The sequence below is a fragment of the Carnobacterium sp. genome (assembly GCF_040274425.1).
Genome location: NZ_JBEMBC010000016.1, coordinates 20,504 through 40,773 on the forward strand (window position 1 = coordinate 20,504; position 20,270 = coordinate 40,773).

Sequence of the window (20,270 nt, forward strand, 5' to 3'; positions counted from 1 at the left end):
CTCGCGACTAAAAGTCAAGAGAGGTTTTCAATTTTGTATAAGATCATTCACTATCGTGTAAAGTAGATTTAATGTTAATATAATAATGAATTAATAAAAAGGTCCCCAAAGTTTCATATAAAATTCAAATGTAAAGATTATACTAGCATCATAAAAAGACTACGAGGGGTGAATACAATGAGTGAGGAAACACGAAACAAAAAAAGAGGTTCTTGGAAAAATGGAATTGTCGGAGGGATAATAGGTGGACTTGTAGTAGCGGCACTAGGTGGAGGATACTTAGCAGCAACAGATAATGGAATCAATAATGAAACCGGTACAGGCATGGTCGATAAAGACACAGGCGAAGTGATCACAACCAATGTCAGCGTAGATGTGACTTCAAATGTAACAGAAGCTGTCGCTAAAGTAGAAGATTCAGTTGTATCAGTTGTTAATATGCAATCACAGGCTGATGGAGGCTTAGGTGGTGCACTTGAGACAGATAGCACGCAAGAGGAAGACGGCAACTTACAGACAGCTGGTGAAGGTAGTGGAGTGATTTATAAAAAAGACGGTGATACAGCTTATGTCGTAACCAATAATCATGTTATTGATGGTTCAGATGCAATTGAAGTTATTTTGAAAGATGGCACAAAAGTTGAAGCTGAATTAATCGGAACAGATATTTGGACAGATTTAGCTGTATTGTCTATTCCTTCTGAAAAGGTAACCACAGTTGCTACTTTCGGTGATTCAGATGCAGTGACTGTTGGCGAACCTGCCATTGCAATCGGTTCTCCACTAGGAACAAACTTTGCTTCTTCCGTTACTCAAGGGATTATATCTGCTAAAAATCGCAGTGTTGAAACGGATATTACAGGCGATGGCGTAGTAGATTGGGAAGTTACAGCTCTTCAAACCGACGCAGCTATCAATCCAGGTAATTCTGGTGGTGCTTTAATCAATATAGCTGGTCAAGTGATAGGGATAAATTCAATGAAAATCTCTAGTGATACTGTTGAAGGAATGGGATTTGCTATTCCAAGCAATGACGTTGTCAGCATCATTAATCAATTGGAAGCAAACGGTGAAGTTGTTCGTCCAGTATTGGGAATCAGCTTATTGGATTTAAGTGAAATATCTGAACAACAACAAGAATCAGTCTTGAAATTACCGGAAAATGTTACTTCTGGTGTTGTAGTAGCTGAAGTTCAACCAGACTCAGCGGCCGAAGTCGCTGGATTAGAGCAATACGATGTTATTGTGAAATTCAATGGTAAAGAAGTTACAGATTCAATATCATTGCGTAAAGAAATTTATGCTTCTGAACTCGGAAAAGAAATTGAAGTCGAGTTTTATCGTAATGGTGAACTTCAAAAAACGACGGTCACAATGACTGCTTCAGAACCAACTCTATAATAAAATAAAGGTTTCAAAATGAAAATGGAGTCTGAGTTTTTATCACTCAGACTCCATTTTTTTGTAATTAGCTAGTTACTTTTTTCCATTTACGAATTTTGGTTCTAAAATTCGTAAATGGTGCAACTGTATTTATGTGAATCCATTTCCAAATAGGCCATTTGGCTTTTGTAGTAGCCCAATTTCGTTGTTCGGGTTCAAATAATTCAGTATCAGAGAGACTTTCCACCCACTGGCATAACTCTTCAACTAACTGAGTTAATAGTTCTTTTTGTTTTGCTAAAGAATAATTTTCATATTCTTGATAGAAAGATTGATACAATCCACCTAGATTGTTCCATTTGTATTCTTCAGTAGGTGTTTGAACAGTTTTTCCTTGTTGTTCATTTTTTTCCCATTGAAGTAAGAGATTGATCCAACCAATCTGATAAGATAAGTTTTCAGAAGGAGTTTGTTCTACTTCTATGATTCTTTTGTCTTTAAGTTCTTCAGAGATAGAATCAAATTCGATGATGTATTTTTGGTAGTGTCCTTTAATGGTGGTTATTAATTCAGTTTTACTTTGATATTCTCTCATAAAAAATTCCTCCTAATAGTTTAGTAATAAGAAAAGAATAAGGTGTAGAATATAAAAAGTCTAGGTCTTCGTAAAAAAATTGGAAACGAATTCTTTAACCTGAAAAAATGATGAAATAAACCAATTTTTAATTGGTTTTTTAAACTTTTGTGGACAAGTAAGTGTGAAAAGTTTTGAACATTGTGGATAAGTGCTGTAAAATAATAGAGGTAGGTATGTGGAGACGAAATAAGTTATCCACAAAATGAGGAAGGTGTTGTGGATGGATAAAATTTTAGCTTGTAAGGAACATGTGGAAGAAGCTTTAGATGACGCAGTTTATGGAGGTTTTGAACTGCCGGTACTAGACCAATTGTTACCTGTTGATAACTCGAAACAAAAATGTGGTTATTGCGAGAAGGATGCAATATATGTAGTGTCGAACAAGCATTCTACCACTATATAATGATTTAAAGTTGTGGACATGTGTATAACTTTTGTGGATAACCTGTGATTATAGGAGGATAACTTTTTGAACATCAAAATAATAACTGTGGGTAAGTTAAAAGAAAAATATTTGAAAATGGGTATCGCAGAATATGCGAAACGATTAGGAGCCTATTGTAAATTAGAATTAATCGAAGTTCCAGATGAAAAAGCACCTGAAAAATTAAGTGAAGCTGAAATGGTTCAAGTCAAAGAAAAAGAAGGCGAACGTATTTTAGCCAAAATTCCAGACCAAGCATATGTTTTTGCATTGGCAATTGAAGGAAAGCAACGAACTTCAGAAGCATTTGCAAAAGAAATTGAACAATTAGGTGTACAGGGCAAAAGTACAATCGTTTTTGTTATAGGCGGATCATTAGGTTTAAGCGATGCAGTAATGAAAAGGAGCAATACGCCTATCTCATTTGGAAAAATGACACTACCTCATCAATTGATGCGACTAGTTTTAATTGAACAGATCTATCGTGGCTTCAAAATTGTCCGGAATGAACCATATCATAAATGAGGTCATTTTAGTATGTTTCGGAAATAAGACTAAATTCTAAAACACTTAATAAATAACGTAGATAAGTAAGTTGAACTATTTATATTATTAAAAGTTGTTAAATATAAATCATTTTTAAGAAGTAATGAGATCTATGAAGGTGGTAAAGTTAATTAAAATATTAGCTTATCAACATCAAGAAGAATTACTGCCAGTTAGATGGGAAATTAAGCATATCTTACCGCAAAAATGGCAGACAAGTTATTTTCTAAATACATCAGACTCCGAAGTAAAAGAACTGGTTGAACATATTGGGAATAAAATTCCATTCGAGAAGAAGCAGAAGAGTTATGAAAAATTAGAGGTACAAATCTTATTGGATTTCTCCAGTAATTTTGATGATTGGGGACTCAATTAAACGGAATTTTATAATATGAATCAGAGTAATAATGTTCCAAACGAAGAAGAGTTGAGAATAATTGAAGAATTTAAATGGAAGGGTACATTAATTAAACGGGAGGAAAAAAGGATGAGCAGTCAATTAACAGAGCATCAAGTATTACAAAAATTAGGTATTCCAGATTTTCGGCATATGACAAAAGATAAGGTTGTATCGTTTGCATCTATGATACAAAATATGGACCCAAAGGTAGCTAAGAGAGCACTAGAGCAGTTCCCAGAATTGACAAAAATAATAACTGAAATAGTAAAAAATTATCGAGAAATTCTTGAAAAGACTGTTGATGCAAATTCTGAAAGTAATATGTCTTTTTATAATAGCTGTGATAAGGTAATTAACGCATTAGATAAATGTTTGGAAAATGAAAATATAAGTTTTGACGAGAAAAAATACTTTTTAAATGAGATGATTAGAATTATTGAAATGAAGGAAAAAAAAGATACAGAAAATAAACATTTTAACTGGAAAATTGTTTCAGCAGGAGCTTTTTTAGCTATTGCAGCTATAGGTGCTGGGGCAAGTGTATTAGGTGGAAACACTAATATCAAATTTCCGAAGTTAAAAATATAAAACTTTTTACCGCTTAATTATTAGTAATATAGATCCGGTGAATAACAACGATGAGTATCATGTTTATAAGAATGGTGCAAAGATGGTGATAAACTTTCTTATGTGTTACGGCTACTATATGAAATACAATTGACAATTTTTTAGTACTATTTCTGATTGTTTAAAAAGGCACCAATGAGTTTAAATTACGTGGAACTCAATGAAGGTTTAAATTTGCTAACCCTTTATGATCACTGCTATTAAATTTTATTCAAGCTCACTAGAACCAAATCCATTGAACTAGATCTTAAAAAGCTCGCAAAACAGCCAAATTCTAAACACGCGGTAAACTTCAGTTGTATATCTATGATATTAAGTACTTCATGGTTATTTAAGAGGTACTTTTTTTTGTTGCTGTATAAGGAAAAGATGATGTCAGTAATTTTTAATTCTTTAGTTTGTCAAAATTAAGTTGGCAATCCTATTTTGCTAATGTGTAACTCAAAAATGCTACTAACAGTTTTCGATAATATCATTTTCTTTTGGCAACTTGTCTTTTCGCAGAAGATTATTCGAATAATCCTTCAGAGTATAGCGAGAAAAAATTTCGGAGGGTTAGAATATGTTCAAAGACAATTATGAAAAATATTCACATAACACAAATGGTCACATTCTTTTATGATATTGTCATATACTCTTGTGTTTTGCTTAATAAATATTGGTATAATGGTAAGTGGAAAGCGTAACTTAGATATATACTTAAATGATAAAGTTTGTTTATTAAGGAAATGAGAAACAGATGTAATAATGCTAAATGTTGAGTTACATTATTATATTATTTTAAATTAGTAATTTATATTTTTTGAAAATTTAGGCTGAATGAAAACTTATTGAGTTTATTCAAAGAAAAAGAAACAGAAATCTTTAAGTTAGGTGTCCCAATAATGGTTAGGTAAAAATTGATTAGGTAAGAATTACTGATTTTATGGTATCTAAGTGACAAAAGCCTATTGAGTATAGGTCTCTTCTATAAGTTTGAATAATTAAAAGTGCAATATAATGATTAAGAGGAAGTGTGAAAATGTTAAAAGATAATCAACGATTTAATGAATCGATTAAACCGAATTCTGTATTTTTAGCTGAGTTAAGCCAAAAGCTGCCAGAATTTTTTACTGCAAAGAAATATGATGACGAAGGAAATATTGTTGAAGAAGCCAAATTTGATATGGAAAAATTCCAAAGAGCATTAAAAGAACAAAATGTTGATGAGCTATCTAGCGGTTACCAAATAGATTTTATTGGTAAAAACTATGCAAAGAAACAAGCTGGTGAGCGATCTACAACTGTTATTGTGCCAGATAATGAACATAATGAAAAACCAGAGAATAAAGATAGTAAAAATCTATTCTTTACTGGGGATAATTTAGAAGTGTTACGCCATTTAAAACAAAACTATGCGAATAGTGTAGATTTTATATATATTGATCCACCTTATAATACAGGTTCAGATGGGTTTGTTTACCCCGATAACTTCGAGTATACTGATGAACAACTTAAAAATATGTTTGGACTGAACGAAGATGAGCTCAAACGTTTAAAATCAATTCAAGGAAAATCCACGCACAGTGCATGGTTAGCTTTTATGTATCCTAGGCTGCATTTGGCGAAAAGATTATTAAAAGATTCAGGTGTTATATTTATATCGATTGATGATAATGAGCAAGCAAATTTGAAATTGTTGATGGATGATGTGTTTGGGGAAGGAAGTTTTGGAGGGGAATTTATTTGGACGAGAAAGAAAAAGGGAGCATTTTTAAATAAAAAAATCAGGAAAATGACAGAATACGTTTTATATTATACTTCTTCACTTAATACACATATTAATTTTGGTGAAAAGGCATATTCAGATAAAATGCAACCGATTGTTAAAAGGACAAATTCTATGAAAGAACTAAATTTTCCTGCAAATACCATTAGAACTAAACTTAGCGATGGTTCATACAATAGAATTTTTAATGATTCACCAACAGGAGTGAGTTTTCAAAATGGATTTATCGTTAAAAACGGACTTGTTATAAATGAAATAAAAGCAAAAGCAAGGTTTACATGGAGCCAAGATTATCTAAATAAAGAAATTGCAAGTGGAAGTATAGTAAATCTTTCTACAAAATATGGATTTAATGTTTTAAGGTCTGGGCAAGAAGATAGAATTAAAGCACCTTCTACTATCATTGATTCAAAAGTTGGTGTTGGAACTAACGAAGATGCAACTGATGAGATATCTAAACTTTTTTCTATGGAAGCTGGAGAGATATTCTCATATAACAAACCTAGCTCTTTAATAAAGTATTTAGTAAACATGATTACTTATGATCAAAAAAATGCCATAATTTTAGATTTCTTTGCAGGTTCTTCTACTACTGCTGATGCTGTTATGCAATTGAATGCAGAAGATGGTGGCAATCGCCAATTTATAATGTGCACTTTACCTGAGTCAACTTTTACTATAAATTCTGATGGAAAAAAAGCACCAACAAAAGGTGGGAAATCAGCCTTTGAAGCTGGATTTAAATCAATTGATGAAATTTCTAGAGAGCGTATTGTTCGTGCAAGCTATAAGATTCAGTCAGAGAACCCACTTTTAATCGATAAACAAGATTTTGGTTTCAAACATTATCGAGCAGTAGAATCTAACCAACAAGCGCTGGATAAAATTGAGTATAACGACGACATGCAGTTAAATATGTTTGACGATATGATTACCTTATTCTCTAGTGACAAACTTGGCGTGGGTGGAAATGCGGATGGAAATGATACAATTCTTCAAACTTATCTAGTAAGTGATAATTACAAATTTGATGTGCCTATTAAGATGCGTGATTTTGGAGGTGTTCAACTGCCCCATGTTAACAATCAACGTATTTATATCATTACGAATGACTGGAAATCTGATAACACAAAAGCTTTAGTAAATGTGATTGGTACAAATGAAATTTCGGTTCAAACGATTGTTGTTTATGGCTACACCATGGAAATGGAAAGCTTACGCGAACTTGAGATTGCATTGAATCAACTAGAAAATAAAGTGAATTTACTAGTAAGATACTAGGAGGTGTGTGAAAAAACATGAAAATTTTATTAGAGGAACTACCACACCAGCTAGAAGCACTACAAGCTCTAGATGATGCATTTTGTGGAATAGATAAAGCAACGACTGACCCTAACAAAAATTATGTCTATGCCAATCCGATTATAAAAGGTAGGGGTGTGGATAGCACTAATATTGATATCAAAATGGAAACCGGTACAGGGAAAACATACGTTGGTGTTCGAACAATGTATGACTTGCATCAAAAATATGGTCTGTTCAAATTTATTGTAGTAGTGCCCACGCCAGCTATTAAAGAAGGCTGGAAAAATTTTATTGAAGCGGACTATGCGAAACAGCATTTTTCTATAGACTATGAAAATGCACAAATCAACCTAAATGTAATTAACGCTGGGGATTTTAATAGCAAAAAGGGATTATTACCAGCGCACTTAGTAGAATTTATTGAAGGTGATCGATTAAATTCATCGACGATTCAAGTCCTATTGATTAACGCGTCTATGCTGAATTCAGATAATATGAAAGGCGTTATCTCTCGTGGTAAAAACAAAGGGCAAGAACGATTCAACCAAACAATGCTTTCAGGCTTTACAAAGCCATTAGAAGCGATTCAAGCGACACGTCCAATTGTATTAGTCGATGAACCGCACCGATTCCCACGTGATGGAGAATTTTATAAGGCGATTCAAAATGTTCATCCACAGATGATTATTCGTTTCGGCGCAACATTTCCAAAAATTAAAATTGGTAAAAATGTAAAAGAAGTTACAGACTATTATCGTAAGCAACCTCAATTTAATTTAAATGCAGTAACGTCGTTTAATGAAGGATTAGTTAAAGGGATTGATATTTATTACCCAAACGTTTCTGAATCAGAAGCTAAGAATAAGTATATTGTTGATTCAGTTACTAATAAACAGCTGGTTTTGAGAAATGGTACAACTAAATACACCTATACTGTAGGAGACGATATTGGGTTTGACGGCGATATTACTTATGAAGGTGCGAAGATACTTTCAAATGGTTTAGAACTTGAAAAAAAAATGGAGTTTTTGCCGGCCACAATGACCAGTTCATATCAGGAAATGATTATTCGAGATGCGATTGACAAACATTTTGAAGCTGAGATTGAAAACTTTATGCGTGAAAATAGTAATCAAGCAAAAGTAAAAACACTCTCGTTGTTTTTTATTGATTCAATTAGATCCTATCGTAATGAACAAGGGTGGTTAAAAGAAATCTTTGAAAAATTATTACAGCGAAAAGTGGAGTCATTGTTACGCGAATTCCGGTTGAAAAAATTGCCACGTGAACAAGAATATTTATCATTTTTACAAGCGACCTTAGCCAATCTAACGAAAAATGTGCATGCTGGATATTTTGGAGAAGATCGTGGTAGTGGTGATGAAGCAATTCAAGCAGAGGTGGATGATATTTTACGCAATAAAGAAAAGTTATTGTCGTTTAAAGATGACAAAGGCAATTGGGAAACACGCCGATTCTTATTTTCAAAATGGACACTGCGTGAAGGTTGGGATAATCCTAATGTCTTTGTCATTGCTAAGCTCCGGACATCTGGTAGTGAGAATTCAAAAATCCAAGAAGTAGGGCGTGGTTTACGCTTACCAGTAGATGAAAATGGTCATCGATTACAGCAAGATGAACTACCTAGTCGCTTACGCTTTTTAATTGGGTATGATGAAAAAGATTTTGCTGGAAAATTAGTTTCTGAAGTAAATGCTGATGCAACAGTTAAGTTAGACGAAATAAAATTAACAAATGCAATGATTCAACTAATTATTGAAAAGACCGATAAACTTGATGAAGAAACTTTGCTTGAGCAATTAGATGCAGCGAAAATCATTAAACGAAACAACGATTTCGAAGAGAATGGATTTGAAAAACTTATTGAACTTTATCCAATATTAACAGATGTGAACCGTATCAAAAAAGATAAAATTACAACAGGTGGCCCAAAATCAAAACAGCGTATCAAACTCAACAAAGATAATTGGAACAAGATGCGTGAGTTATGGCAAACTTTTGCTAATCGCTATATGCTTGAGTTTGAGCATATTAATGATGAAGCAATGCAATTATTGATCGATGAAATAATGAAAAACAATGTAAATTTTGTTTTGCAGTATCCAGAATTTACACATGGAGAATTATATTATAATGACGAACAAGGTGAGATGCGTGTTCGTGAGCAAACTTCAAATTATGAAAGTCGTAAGCCTATTGATGGCATGATATATGGAGAATTCTTGTTGAAATTGGCAAAAGCAACCAAACTTAAACCAGCTCAGCTTCATCGTGCGTTAGTTGAAAATATGAAAAATGAATATCATGGTGATACGAAATACTTAAATGAAGTAACCTTTAATAATTTAATACGTGACTTTAAGCAAAGATTTGAAGAACGATATGCACAAAGTTATCAATACCAGGCACTAGATTTCCAAGCAAGTACTTCAGTATTTGATGCTAAGTTAGGTGACTTTAAAGACGATATTTTGGCTACTGTCATAGGTGTAAATGAAGACAATGATACATTTGAAGATAAACGTCAACTATATGAAATGCCACCGCTTCGTTATGATTCAGTACATCCTGAAAAAGACCTGCTGAAGCGTGGATATGATTCGAGTGTGCTTTCATTCGGAAAACTTCCTAAAAAAGCAATTCAGGTTCCTAAGTATATGGGTGGAACCACAACACCGGATTTTGTATACATGGTAGAACGAGAAGATGGGACAAACGTCTATCTACTTGTCGAAACAAAAGCAGAGGGCTCTGGAAAACGATTAAGTGATGAACAGATTGTTGCTATTCAAGATAAGTTCTTTGGAAAACTCAAAGAATTTGGCGTTGAATATAAAGAAGCCACGACGGCAGAGGACGTTTATACAAAATTAAGAGAGGTGACAAAAGATAATGGTTAACAATTTAATGAATTTAGCAGAAGCTGGTGAAATTACTACCACGGGTGCTAAACCAAAATTACCAACGACTATTCCAAACTTAACGAATACGATGCTCGACGTGTATCGTATTCCACTTAAGTATTTGTATTACAATGATGAAAACGGTCGTATCTCCACCCAAATCAAACGGGAATTTGGGAGTTTAAATCCGCATAGTGATGAAATGGGAACTGATTACAATAATAAAATTGCTGAGTTTATTGAAGAAGATAATGCTCCTGCATTAAAGAAAACAAAAAAGTCTATCAAGGACAAAGGACAGCAAGTTTATGGGTATGTTTTACTTGATGGCCGTATTATAGACGGAAATAGACGTTTTACTGCTCTTCGTCAGTTAGAGATTGAAACTGGGTCTACATACTATTTTGAAGCAGTCATTCTGCCGTTTACTTATGACGCAAAAGCTGATCGTGCTCAAATCAAGCGTTTAGAACTTGCAATCCAAATGGGAATAGAAGAGAAACTTCAATATGATCCAGTTGACTTAGCAGTTGATGTTTATCAAACAATTGTCAAAGATGAACTAATGAGCAGGAAAGACTATTCACTTGAAGCAAATATGAGCTTAAAAGATGTAGAAAACAGAATTTCGACTGTTGAATTAATACATGATTTTTTAACCTTCATTAATGCTTCAATGGATGCCTACTACATTATTAAAGATGCTAAATTGTATAATCCTTTGTATGAACTAGCGAAGAAATTCATAATAAGTTTCCCTACTAAAGGACCTAAATATGAACAAACGAAAGCAACTGCATTTACTTTGCTTGGAAAGATGGTTTTAACAGGTGGAGATACGGTTCGTGAAATTAGAGAATATATTAAAAATGTTGTAACCTCGCCAATAAATGATGACTATAACGATGCGATTGAAGATACTGTTGAGGAGATTCGAGATAAATTAGAATCTAAAAAAATAACTTCCGCAGCAGATTATCGTAAACGATTAGAAGAAGCTACCCCAGAATTGCGTGAAGTGACTGAGGTTTACAATAATACTATCAACCGTCAGAATAGGGGGAAGAATGTCGATAACTTTATTTCTGATATAAAAGAAACCTTAAATATGCTACAAGATATTAAACGTAGAGATGGGTTGACAGGAAATTTGCATTTCAATAACTTTAGCAAAGATCAAGTTTCAGAAATTCGTGAAATACTCATTAAAATTAATCTTGTTAGTGGAGATTTAATTGAGGTGTATGAGGATGAATTATAACCCAAAGTTGATTAGCGATAATAGTATTTTCAGATTTATTGATAGTGATGATGGAGCTTTGAAATCGCGTAAAGTTGGACGTCTATTTGAACGTTATCGATCATACTTTGAAGACTTTGATAATTTAAACTTATCAACTGAATTGAACTATGTTGAATTAATTGAACTCATAGATAAAATTAATGCTAGAATTGATACCGAACTTGAGATTGATGGCGAAATTCAAGCATTTATTTCTCAAAACCGTTACGCTATTGAAGAACAGCGTATTGCTGGAATAACTATAAAAGAATACGACGAGCGATGGAATAAAGAATTAGAAGAGTTCCAATTGATTATAGATAAAGAAATTACGCGCCCTCTAAAAATGCAACAGATTCAAGCCAGTTTCTTTCTTGCCATGATGAAGCGTGCTGCTAACTTTAGCGTCCCAGGCTCTGGCAAAACCGCTATGATGTACGGAGCATTTGCTTATTTAAGTGCACCTAAAATTAATGAAGTAGATAGAATTTTAGTGGTTTCACCGTTGAATGCATTTGAAGCATGGCGAACAGAGTTTGAAGAAGTTTTTGGGGAAAAACGTAAACTGCATTATATGAATATGAAAGATTATAATGATGTTGGTAATATTCGTACAAATTGGGGTGTCGCTAATGTGATTGTGTTGAATTATGAATCTTTGTTTGGTTGGAAACTATCTGTTCTAAATGGATTAATTAATGAAAAAACAATGATTGTTTTTGATGAGGTTCATCGGGTGAAAAATCCTGAAGGAAAAAGAGCTAATAGTGCTTTAAAATTAGGAAAACAAGCGCGTTATCATTATGTTTTGACAGGGACCCCTATTCCTAATTCATACAAAGACATTTATAACTTCTTACATTTACTTTATGATAACGAGTATAATACTTTTTTTGGTTGGGGAATTGCTGATTTAGAAAATCCTAACACATCTGAGATTAATGAGAAGTTACAGCCATTCTTTTGGCGAACAAATAAAGAGGACTTGAATGTACCGCCAGCAGATATGGACAAAGTTCTAGAAGTATTACCTAGTACGGAACAACAAGAAATAGCTAAAACAATTCATGAAGTAGAAGGTAATGTATTAGGGCGGTATATTCGTCTACTCCAAGCGTCTACTAACCCAGCTTTACTGACTGAAAAAATTGACTTGCATAATTTAGGCTTTTTATTTGATGAAATTGATTTTAGTGTTGAATCGGCTCTAGATGCAAATGAAAAAAATAAAGCTAAACAGCGTATGTATTTGGATTTAGGTGTTGAAAGTATTAGAACGCCTAAATTTGAAAAAGGAATGCAGTTGATACGTCAGCTAGTTTCTGAAGGAAAGAAAGTTATCGTATGGGGCATGTTTGTCGGAACGATGGGAAAAATTCATGAAGAATTGAATGGAAATGGCATTTCTACTCATCTAATTTATGGAGCAACCCCAAAAGATAAGCGAGTGGATTTAATTAATGAATTCCGTGATGGAGATATTCAAGTTCTAATTTCGAATCCAGCTACCCTAGGTGAATCCATTTCTTTACATCAAACAGTGCATGATGCCATTTATTTTGAGTATAATTTCAATCTAACTTTCATGTTGCAATCTAGAGATCGTATTCATCGTTTAGGTTTAGCAAAAGATCAATATACTCGATATTATTATTTGATGACTGAGGGCGATTCAGCTCATAATGGATTTATTGACAAACAAGTTTACAATCGTCTGAAAGAAAAAGAAGCGATAATGTTGAATGCAATTGACGGTCAGTATCTTTCACCCGAAGTATCGGATAATTACTTAGATGATATAAAGAGGATGTTTTTGGAAAGTTAATATTAAGTTCTAATGTTGACACAGCTATCATTCTCCAAAGTAAATCCATAACTGGAGAATATTAACTTATCACTTTTTAATTAGTCCACTCGCCAGTTTGGGGTAATGATAGCATATGTAACGGCTAAACTAAAGTAGACCATTTTTGCCAGATAATAATGGGCCACATTTCTAAAATACAACCGACTTTATAGTATGATAAGATAGTAAAATTTTATTGTTAGTAGATGGAAAAGGTGGATAAATGACAAATGTACATGAAAATTAAACAACTACATACATGAGTTAGGTTTTAGTCATAGGGGATATAGAAGCTCGGTTATATCTGTATTTCTTATGATAATCTTTTTAAACGCGCTTTCTTTCGCCATGCTAATACTATAAATCTGTAATCTACTTAAATAGTTTAATCCTTGTTTTTAAATATATATTATAGTTATGGAATATTGTTAACTAAGAGAACTAAGAAGACCAAGATCCTAAATATGGATTTTGGTCTATTCTTTTTGCCTAAAATAATAAATGAAAGGAGGATGAGATATGTTTCAATCAAAGAACAATCGTTACGTTACTAGGAGTATTGATAATACTTTATCTCCAAAGATGCAATTAATTTTGTGGGGATTAATAGACGATCAAGTGAAGAAAGGTAATGAAATGGATTATCTCCAAAAGTTTGAATTGAACATTACTGACGCGGGTCAAGAGATCAGACATAGTCAAGAAAAGCCTAGGCGAAGCTATAAAACAGTTTTACCAATCATTATGGAAGATTTTATAAGTAAAACTATTTGGGTAATTGATGATGTGGAGTATCAAACAATGTTGTTTCCGGAAGACTACTAACCATTTAAAGGAGGATGTATATGAAATGAAAAATCAATATGAAATTGATAGTAATATTAAAATAGCAAAATAAAAGTATATAAAGTAATACTAAAACAAAGTTGAGGAGGGATTGAAATGTGTTATTTTGGAAAGGAAAATTTTAGTTTGTTTCTATTTACCAAATATAATATTAATGTATGTGAGAATCAAATAAAGGAAGAGTCACAATTACTTTATAAAGATGAACTTAATAAAGAAAAAATATCCGATGATTTAATTGAGGTAGTAACCGAGTTAGTTTTATTTGAAACATATACTTGTCTGATAAATGAAATAGAGTGGATGGTTTGTGTGGCCTCAGATGCCGATACAAGCTATCCACTTTTTTTATATTGCCTAAAAGATGGTGTGAAAATATATGAAGAAGTATTAAACGATAGTTAAAGAGCTCGGAGATCTAATAAATCATAGATAATATTGATTATGGAGGAAAAAAACGATGGAACAAGAGATGGTAATTACAGAGAATAAGAAAGTAGCGGCGAAAAGAGTTGATATTGTAAAAATCCAAATGGTAAAAGAGGGGTCATTGTTATATAAAAACCGGACAGTTCACTCGCCTCAGAATGGATTTGATCTAATGAAACAATTTTTAGGAGATGTAGACCGAGAGCATTTTATTGTGATGTGTTTAGACACTAAAAACCAGCCGACATCTTTGAATATATGTCACATTGGAAGTTTAAACTCTTCACTCGTACACCCAAGAGAAGTTTTCAAACCAGCTATACTTAGTAATGCTGCTTCTATTATGGTGGGACATAATCACCCATCAGGCAATCCAGAACCAAGCGAAGCAGATATTATGATGACTAAAAGACTAGAAGAGGCAGGAGATTTAATGGGCATTAGATTGTTAGATCATCTAATTATTGGCGAAGATACTTATATTTCTTTAAAAGAGAGAGGTAATTTTAGAACGGAGGGATAAAGTTATGGATAACATGCCATATGTAATTGATTTATTAAAAGAGCAGTTTGATGTTGTAGCTGAAGTAGCTGACTTTGGATATGAGAGCATCCTATTAGGACGAGATGAACTAGATCCAGATTTGCTACCGGAGTATTTTGATGAGTTACAAACAGGTGAAGAGTTATTGGTTCATTTTTATAATATGGAAGAATATGTCATATACATTATTGCTGGTGCAGAAAATAACAAGTGGCAGCTTGTTGGTATTATAAGAGATGATTATTTAGTGTACAGCAAGCCATTCAATTAGTGTGAGGTGAAATGATGGATGAAAAATTATTGAGAATATTTTTAGATGGATTAAAATTAATGGCCAAGTTATTAAAAAAAGAACTAAGTTGAGGAGCTGACAAAATGAAAAAAAGAATGTTACAACTATTTATGAATATTGCAATTGTTATAATAGAAACCTTTCTAGATTGGAGAGTTGCGCTATGATAAATATGAATGCTACAGTTAAAGTGGATGTAATAGAATCAGATAATCACGAGCATCGCTATGTATTGAAGAAGGTATGGGATACAAAAAAACCACTAGCGACTATAATTACCCTCTATCCTGGAAAAGCTGATCTTATTCTGTCAGATACGACTCAAATGTTAATTACCAATCAATTATATACTAAAGGATTTGGTGGTTTTTTTAGTGTGAATTTATATTCAATGATAGGAATAGCAGATAGTGCGAATAAAAAGTTTAAACAAGCAAATAATACTGAGAATGACAAATTGATACTAGAATGTGCAAAGGAATCAAAGCAAATTATCTTTGCATGGGGTAGCTTGCCCCAAAAAAATAGGATAGTAAAAGAAAGAGTAGAAAAATTAGTAGAAAAGTTAAATAAAGAAAAGAAAAAATGTTTTATACTAAGTGATGAGCATTCTACTAACTATTATCATCCATTGACTAGTAAGGTTCGGACAAAGTGGAATCTTATACCTTTTAAAAATGGGTAGTTAAGAATCAATTATTATAAAGGACTCCAGGACAGTTAAACCTTTTCTAGAAGATACTTGATTATAACTAGTTTTTGCATAATAATTCAGTTAGGAGGGATAGAAATGAAAATTATAGGTTTATATGATTTTGCCTTTTTTATACCAAAACGAAACCCGAATTATGTTAAAGAAAAGATAGTAGAAGGACAAAGAGGAAAAGCTATAACATCCACTAATGAATATACAAATTGGGCTGATGGAGGCGCATCTAGACGTAAACAATTAAAAAATGTCTTAGCATCCACTATTGAGTTGTTAGCATATTCTCCTACAGCTTATAAACTGATTTTTGAAGAAGATTGGGGGGTAACTCTACTTGAGCAGTGTTTATTAGAAAATAACTGTATAGATATTATAAAAAATAAAACCCCTAAAGAGACGCATCAATGGGAGGTTAATTCAAAACCATTAATGTTTTTACTAATTATTTTTGTATCTTATAACTCACTCTATACACGTAAGCTAGGAGATACCATCTATCAATACACTAGTATACTCAGTGACTTGAATAAAGTTTTAACAAGAAGTACAGAGGGGATAAGTATCAAGACTGATATTATTGAGCAAAATGGAGATCAGCTAGTAGGAGATTTATATCTAAACCATATATTAAACAGCACTATTAATAAATTAGACTCATGTAAAAGTAGCGAATTCATTGAGGTAATGCAACACATGAAAGAGGCTTTAGAGTTCTTTCACAAAGAATTTCTTTCATTTAATAAAATTTTTGAATCGCCTGAATTGAAACATTATTTAATTATATTAGAAAAGCATTCATGGGGAGACAAACCAAAAATAAGATTTAAAAGATATATAGAATTAAATGAAGTCATGCATGAATTGAACGAAAATGATATTCAAATAATGAAAAATGTAGTTAAAGAATTATTCGAATTTAAATCTTCAGATGAATATGAAAGTAAGATAAAAGAAAATAATCAATGGGCAAATTCTTCTCAATTAGAGGACTTTCTTGAATATAAAAAACGAGAAGATATGAATCCACTAAAGGATATGTTAGCAAAGCTGAGTGAAGAAGATAAGAGGATGGTTAAAAAAATCAATGAAAAATTTCCATTATAATTAAGACTTTACGAAACAAACATTCAATATTAATAGTAGTTTGAAACCAGTATAGTCTCTAATGATTATACTGGTTTTTTTTTGTCTAATTTAACTTTCAAGAATATAAAAAGTATTAGTATTATCGAGTGGTCAAAATTGAGGTCAGATAGGCCTACGGAGTCAAAAAAAAGATTGATAGAATATTAGGAGTAAAGCAAATTGCTTTTCACAATAACAAAGGAGGCATATCAGATGAGTAATTCAAATCAAATTTTGATCAATAAATATGATTTCACCAAAGATGAGGACAAGAGGATGCACGCAATAGCAAAACTAAAGAATATATATTTTACCGAAGATCAATATCGGAATTTAATACTAGAATTTTGCGTAGGGGACGTATACGGATATCGAATACCTGAAATACAATCACTCTATGTATGTAGATTACCTTCACCTGAGTATGCCAAAAGTCGAGCACCGTATGCATATACGCGTCTGCTAGAATCAGTCAGTCAATTAAATGAATATGAAAATGGTCTGGTTGATTTAACCGAGCTAATTAATCGTGAGTTTTTTATTACGATTCAAAAAAAGGTTGATTCAAGAAATGATCATGCTTTTTTCAATCTATTAAATCTTATTTATATTGGCAATGAAGAACAAGATCTCGAAGAGGAGGGAAAGCAATAATGGAGCAATTTTTAATGAAAAAAAGTGACTATTTATTCAAGAAGAACGATGAATTAGTCCATTTTATAGGAGAAGTCTTATATATCAGCGTATTACCAGATGAGCGAATCCAAATTCGCTTTCTTATGAAAAAAACGTATAGTAATAATTTACTTTTTGAAATAAATAATTCTATTGTAGATTGTCTACTTCCGTCAGTTAGAGCTAATCAAAAGGCACCTTATGAAAAATTATTTCGGTGGGTCGGTTCCTCGTTGCCAATCTATACAGACGGTTCTGTCAATCTCGTTGATTTAAAAGGAGCACTTGTAATGGCAAGTGTTAGACCTCGCTATGTTAAAAAACTAAGAAGATTCGAGACGAAGTTCGAAAACATTGTTGTGATGTCACTTAAATGATGACCAATTCAATCATTATGTCTATCTATCAGCAATTTCTTTAATATAAATGGAGGATAAAAGAGTGAAGAGAATGAAGCCAATCAATACAGCAGCAAGAGATCAATTAAGCTTTCAAAGTTCAGTACAGCAGGTCGAGAAAAATTCTTTAGTAGAGGAAAGTGTTGCTACGTCTCAGGATAAGCATCTCCCTGAGACGCTTAAATTCGGTAGGTATATTATTAGCCCTACAGAAGGAGTATCAATTAAGAAGGGTAAAGACTATGTAAATCTAGCTGACTATGTACGTATTTCAACTATAAATCACGATATTTCTTTAAATACAGAAAATTACGAAATCGAATATTATAGATCTAGCTCACGTAAAATAGACCATGTTCTTGTTTCAGGAGAAGCGTTAACAGGTATGAGAATTGAAAGTTTAATGAAGTATGGAATTGATGTCCATGCTGGAAATAAGAAGGAATTGTCAGAGGTGCTAATTAAAACTAGAGGTTATGCAAAAGTATTAAACACTTACAACCACTACGGCTGGTCAGAAGTTAATGAACAACAGGTGTTTCTACATGCTAATGCTATTTCCTCAAAGGGAACCCTAGAAGAATACAGGCTAGCTGATTCAGCTAAACTAAATCTAACTCCAAAAGGGACCTTAAACGAATGGATGAATACTTATGAGAGGTTCATTAGAGGCAAGACACCTCTAGAGTTTGCTGTTGTATTGGGGTGCTCTGCACCCGTGATAGCATATTTAACTAAAACATATGACGATCTAAAAACACTATTCGTTAACGTTACGGGCCAGTCTAGTCAAGGTAAGACCACAATGACAATGCTAGCTCTTTCCGTCGCTGGCAATCCAACATCTAGAGACAACGGCTTATTAAAGTCGTGGAACAGCACTCAAAATGGGATAACTGGCCATTTAGATCATGTCAAGGGTATACCTATAGCATTTGATGAGCTCTCAATGTCAAGCAGTAAAAACTTAACATCTCTTTTATACTCTATGACAGAAGGTAGGCAAAAGTCTCGATTAAGGAAAGATGGATCACAGCGAGAAATAGCTGAATGGGCCACAACTATTATTAGTAACGGGGAAGTCTCAATATTCAATCGTTTGGACAATAACCTAGGATTACGTGTGAGAATTTTGGAGTTTGCTCACGTTGCTTGGACAGAGTCGGCTGAACAGTCAGAAATGATCAAGCAAACAACCAATAGGAATTATGGCCACTTATTACCTCTGTTTGTAAGTGAACTATTGGCTTCTGGGTTGGATAGCGTGGACGAGGAATTCAAGTTACAAAGGAAAAATATCCTTTCTGAAATTCCTAAGTCGGATACTTCAGAAAGGATATCGATTAAGCTTGCAGCTATTACAACAACAGCGAGCTTGCTTAAGAAGCTAGAGATATTAGATATTGATATTCCAGCATTACAAAACTTTCTCATTGAAAACGATCGAGAGAATTTTGACTCCAGAGATATGGCAACAAAAGCGCTTGATGATGTATCTCAGTATTTGGTGGCCAATCAATCAAAACTATTACGGGAAAATTCTAGTCATACCCCTTATGAAGTGATGGGTAAATTATCGATAAAATTAAATGGCAGTAAAAAGATAGTTGAAGTGGCGATTATTACGAATCAATTTGCAGCAATGATGGAAGAACTAAACTATCAAGACGCAAAAATTGTAATTAAAGAATGGCAAAGAAAAAATATTTTAAAAACTGAGGGTGACCGACTCACACTTCGTAAACTGCTTTCTATAGATGGGAAACAAGAGCGTGTAACGACCTACACTTTTGAGATTCCAGAAGAATACCATGACCTATTACTAAACTTGTCAAGACAGGAAAACATACCTATAGCTAGTAGTTTCAAAGCTATGTCATTTGATAATGCTTCAAAAAGAATAGATACAAAAGATTTGCAAACAATTGATGAGCAAGATTTTGAGTTGTGAAAAAGGAGGAGAAAAGATGCAAGATGAGAAAATGAAAGTATTTATTGAAACAGTAGCAGAGCAGTTGATATCGATCTTTCAATATAAGTATATTGAAAGAGATGAGGCTGATGGCAAATAAAGAATAATGGCTAAGGAGTTATGAATTGCATTTGTATA

At 33.0% G+C, this 20,270-nt stretch carries 19 protein-coding genes; 18 read left to right on the forward strand and 1 reads right to left on the reverse strand.

The window, feature by feature from the left end; all coding sequences use genetic code 11:
* Positions 1 to 177: 177 nt before the first annotated feature.
* Complete coding sequence (locus ABS911_RS05030) at positions 178 to 1,401, forward strand: S1C family serine protease (RefSeq protein ID WP_350466604.1); 1,224 nt, start codon at positions 178 to 180, stop codon at positions 1,399 to 1,401.
* A 67-nt stretch (positions 1,402 to 1,468) separates the two neighbouring features.
* Here the strand turns inward: ABS911_RS05030 and ABS911_RS05035 are convergent, their stop codons facing one another.
* Positions 1,469 to 1,978: a ClbS/DfsB family four-helix bundle protein gene (locus ABS911_RS05035; RefSeq protein ID WP_350466605.1), complete on the reverse strand. Its 510-nt coding sequence runs from the start codon at positions 1,976 to 1,978 to the stop codon at positions 1,469 to 1,471.
* Positions 1,979 to 2,240: 262 nt separating this feature from the next.
* Between ABS911_RS05035 and ABS911_RS05040 the strand changes: the two genes are divergently transcribed.
* From ABS911_RS05040 to ABS911_RS05120, 17 genes are all read left to right on the forward strand, one after another.
* Positions 2,241 to 2,423, forward strand: coding sequence for a CxxH/CxxC protein (locus tag ABS911_RS05040; RefSeq protein ID WP_041556015.1), 183 nt, complete (start codon positions 2,241 to 2,243; stop codon positions 2,421 to 2,423).
* Between the two features lie 66 nt (positions 2,424 to 2,489).
* Positions 2,490 to 2,969: a 23S rRNA (pseudouridine(1915)-N(3))-methyltransferase RlmH gene (rlmH, locus tag ABS911_RS05045; RefSeq protein WP_350466606.1), complete on the forward strand. Its 480-nt coding sequence runs from the start codon at positions 2,490 to 2,492 to the stop codon at positions 2,967 to 2,969.
* Positions 2,970 to 3,108: 139 nt separating this feature from the next.
* Positions 3,109 to 3,366: a hypothetical protein gene (locus ABS911_RS05050; protein WP_350466607.1), complete on the forward strand. Its 258-nt coding sequence runs from the start codon at positions 3,109 to 3,111 to the stop codon at positions 3,364 to 3,366.
* Between the two features lie 111 nt (positions 3,367 to 3,477).
* On the forward strand, positions 3,478 to 3,978 hold the full coding sequence (locus ABS911_RS05055; protein ID WP_350466608.1) for a BAR domain-containing protein: 501 nt from the start codon (positions 3,478 to 3,480) through the stop codon (positions 3,976 to 3,978).
* A gap of 1,060 nt (positions 3,979 to 5,038) precedes the next feature.
* The gene (locus ABS911_RS05060; protein WP_350466609.1) at positions 5,039 to 7,066 is read left to right on the forward strand and encodes a site-specific DNA-methyltransferase; all 2,028 of its coding nucleotides are present in this window, start codon (positions 5,039 to 5,041) and stop codon (positions 7,064 to 7,066) included.
* Between the two features lie 17 nt (positions 7,067 to 7,083).
* Positions 7,084 to 10,011 (forward strand): type III restriction-modification system endonuclease, encoded by a 2,928-nt coding sequence (locus ABS911_RS05065; RefSeq protein ID WP_350466610.1) that lies wholly within the window; start codon positions 7,084 to 7,086, stop codon positions 10,009 to 10,011.
* A complete protein-coding gene (locus ABS911_RS05070) occupies positions 10,004 to 11,275 on the forward strand; it encodes a hypothetical protein (protein WP_350466611.1) in 1,272 nt (423 codons plus the stop codon). The genes ABS911_RS05065 and ABS911_RS05070 overlap by 8 nt, the downstream gene beginning before the upstream one ends.
* Positions 11,265 to 13,121: a DEAD/DEAH box helicase gene (locus ABS911_RS05075; protein ID WP_350466612.1), complete on the forward strand. Its 1,857-nt coding sequence runs from the start codon at positions 11,265 to 11,267 to the stop codon at positions 13,119 to 13,121. Before ABS911_RS05070 ends, ABS911_RS05075 begins: the two co-directional genes overlap by 11 nt.
* A gap of 540 nt (positions 13,122 to 13,661) precedes the next feature.
* Complete coding sequence (locus ABS911_RS05080; RefSeq protein WP_350466613.1) at positions 13,662 to 13,967, forward strand: DUF960 family protein; 306 nt, start codon at positions 13,662 to 13,664, stop codon at positions 13,965 to 13,967.
* Between the two features lie 117 nt (positions 13,968 to 14,084).
* On the forward strand, positions 14,085 to 14,393 hold the full coding sequence (locus ABS911_RS05085; protein WP_301426078.1) for a hypothetical protein: 309 nt from the start codon (positions 14,085 to 14,087) through the stop codon (positions 14,391 to 14,393).
* 55 nt (positions 14,394 to 14,448) lie between these two features.
* The gene (radC, locus tag ABS911_RS05090; RefSeq protein ID WP_350466614.1) at positions 14,449 to 14,940 is read left to right on the forward strand and encodes a RadC family protein; all 492 of its coding nucleotides are present in this window, start codon (positions 14,449 to 14,451) and stop codon (positions 14,938 to 14,940) included.
* A gap of 4 nt (positions 14,941 to 14,944) precedes the next feature.
* Positions 14,945 to 15,232, forward strand: coding sequence for a hypothetical protein (locus ABS911_RS05095; protein ID WP_350466615.1), 288 nt, complete (start codon positions 14,945 to 14,947; stop codon positions 15,230 to 15,232).
* A gap of 184 nt (positions 15,233 to 15,416) precedes the next feature.
* Complete coding sequence (locus ABS911_RS05100; RefSeq protein WP_350466616.1) at positions 15,417 to 15,938, forward strand: DUF1643 domain-containing protein; 522 nt, start codon at positions 15,417 to 15,419, stop codon at positions 15,936 to 15,938.
* A gap of 105 nt (positions 15,939 to 16,043) precedes the next feature.
* Positions 16,044 to 17,066: a hypothetical protein gene (locus ABS911_RS05105; RefSeq protein ID WP_350466617.1), complete on the forward strand. Its 1,023-nt coding sequence runs from the start codon at positions 16,044 to 16,046 to the stop codon at positions 17,064 to 17,066.
* Positions 17,067 to 17,300: 234 nt separating this feature from the next.
* Positions 17,301 to 17,741, forward strand: coding sequence for a hypothetical protein (locus ABS911_RS05110; RefSeq protein ID WP_350466618.1), 441 nt, complete (start codon positions 17,301 to 17,303; stop codon positions 17,739 to 17,741).
* Positions 17,741 to 18,139 (forward strand): hypothetical protein, encoded by a 399-nt coding sequence (locus ABS911_RS05115; protein ID WP_350466619.1) that lies wholly within the window; start codon positions 17,741 to 17,743, stop codon positions 18,137 to 18,139. The genes ABS911_RS05110 and ABS911_RS05115 overlap by 1 nt, the downstream gene beginning before the upstream one ends.
* A gap of 73 nt (positions 18,140 to 18,212) precedes the next feature.
* A complete protein-coding gene (locus tag ABS911_RS05120; protein WP_350466629.1) occupies positions 18,213 to 20,111 on the forward strand; it encodes a DUF927 domain-containing protein in 1,899 nt (632 codons plus the stop codon).
* Positions 20,112 to 20,270: the final 159 nt, after the last annotated feature.

Bases quoted from the DNA above. Each gene is read 5' to 3' on its own strand.
- ABS911_RS05095 (WP_350466615.1), top strand. From the start codon at position 14,945: ATGGATAACATGCCATATGTAATTGATTTATTAAAAGAGCAGTTTGAT.
- ABS911_RS05030 (WP_350466604.1), top strand. From the start codon at position 178: ATGAGTGAGGAAACACGAAACAAAAAAAGAGGTTCTTGGAAAAATGGA.
- ABS911_RS05100 (WP_350466616.1), top strand. From the start codon at position 15,417: ATGATAAATATGAATGCTACAGTTAAAGTGGATGTAATAGAATCAGAT.
- ABS911_RS05110 (WP_350466618.1), top strand. From the start codon at position 17,301: ATGAGTAATTCAAATCAAATTTTGATCAATAAATATGATTTCACCAAA.
- ABS911_RS05065 (WP_350466610.1), top strand. From the start codon at position 7,084: ATGAAAATTTTATTAGAGGAACTACCACACCAGCTAGAAGCACTACAA.
- ABS911_RS05075 (WP_350466612.1), top strand. From the start codon at position 11,265: ATGAATTATAACCCAAAGTTGATTAGCGATAATAGTATTTTCAGATTT.
- ABS911_RS05040 (WP_041556015.1), top strand. From the start codon at position 2,241: ATGGATAAAATTTTAGCTTGTAAGGAACATGTGGAAGAAGCTTTAGAT.
- ABS911_RS05070 (WP_350466611.1), top strand. From the start codon at position 10,004: ATGGTTAACAATTTAATGAATTTAGCAGAAGCTGGTGAAATTACTACC.
- ABS911_RS05120 (WP_350466629.1), top strand. From the start codon at position 18,213: ATGAAGCCAATCAATACAGCAGCAAGAGATCAATTAAGCTTTCAAAGT.
- ABS911_RS05085 (WP_301426078.1), top strand. From the start codon at position 14,085: ATGTGTTATTTTGGAAAGGAAAATTTTAGTTTGTTTCTATTTACCAAA.
- ABS911_RS05080 (WP_350466613.1), top strand. From the start codon at position 13,662: ATGTTTCAATCAAAGAACAATCGTTACGTTACTAGGAGTATTGATAAT.
- ABS911_RS05115 (WP_350466619.1), top strand. From the start codon at position 17,741: ATGGAGCAATTTTTAATGAAAAAAAGTGACTATTTATTCAAGAAGAAC.
- radC (WP_350466614.1), top strand. From the start codon at position 14,449: ATGGAACAAGAGATGGTAATTACAGAGAATAAGAAAGTAGCGGCGAAA.
- ABS911_RS05060 (WP_350466609.1), top strand. From the start codon at position 5,039: ATGTTAAAAGATAATCAACGATTTAATGAATCGATTAAACCGAATTCT.
- ABS911_RS05055 (WP_350466608.1), top strand. From the start codon at position 3,478: ATGAGCAGTCAATTAACAGAGCATCAAGTATTACAAAAATTAGGTATT.
- ABS911_RS05105 (WP_350466617.1), top strand. From the start codon at position 16,044: ATGAAAATTATAGGTTTATATGATTTTGCCTTTTTTATACCAAAACGA.
- ABS911_RS05035 (WP_350466605.1), bottom strand. From the start codon at position 1,978: ATGAGAGAATATCAAAGTAAAACTGAATTAATAACCACCATTAAAGGA.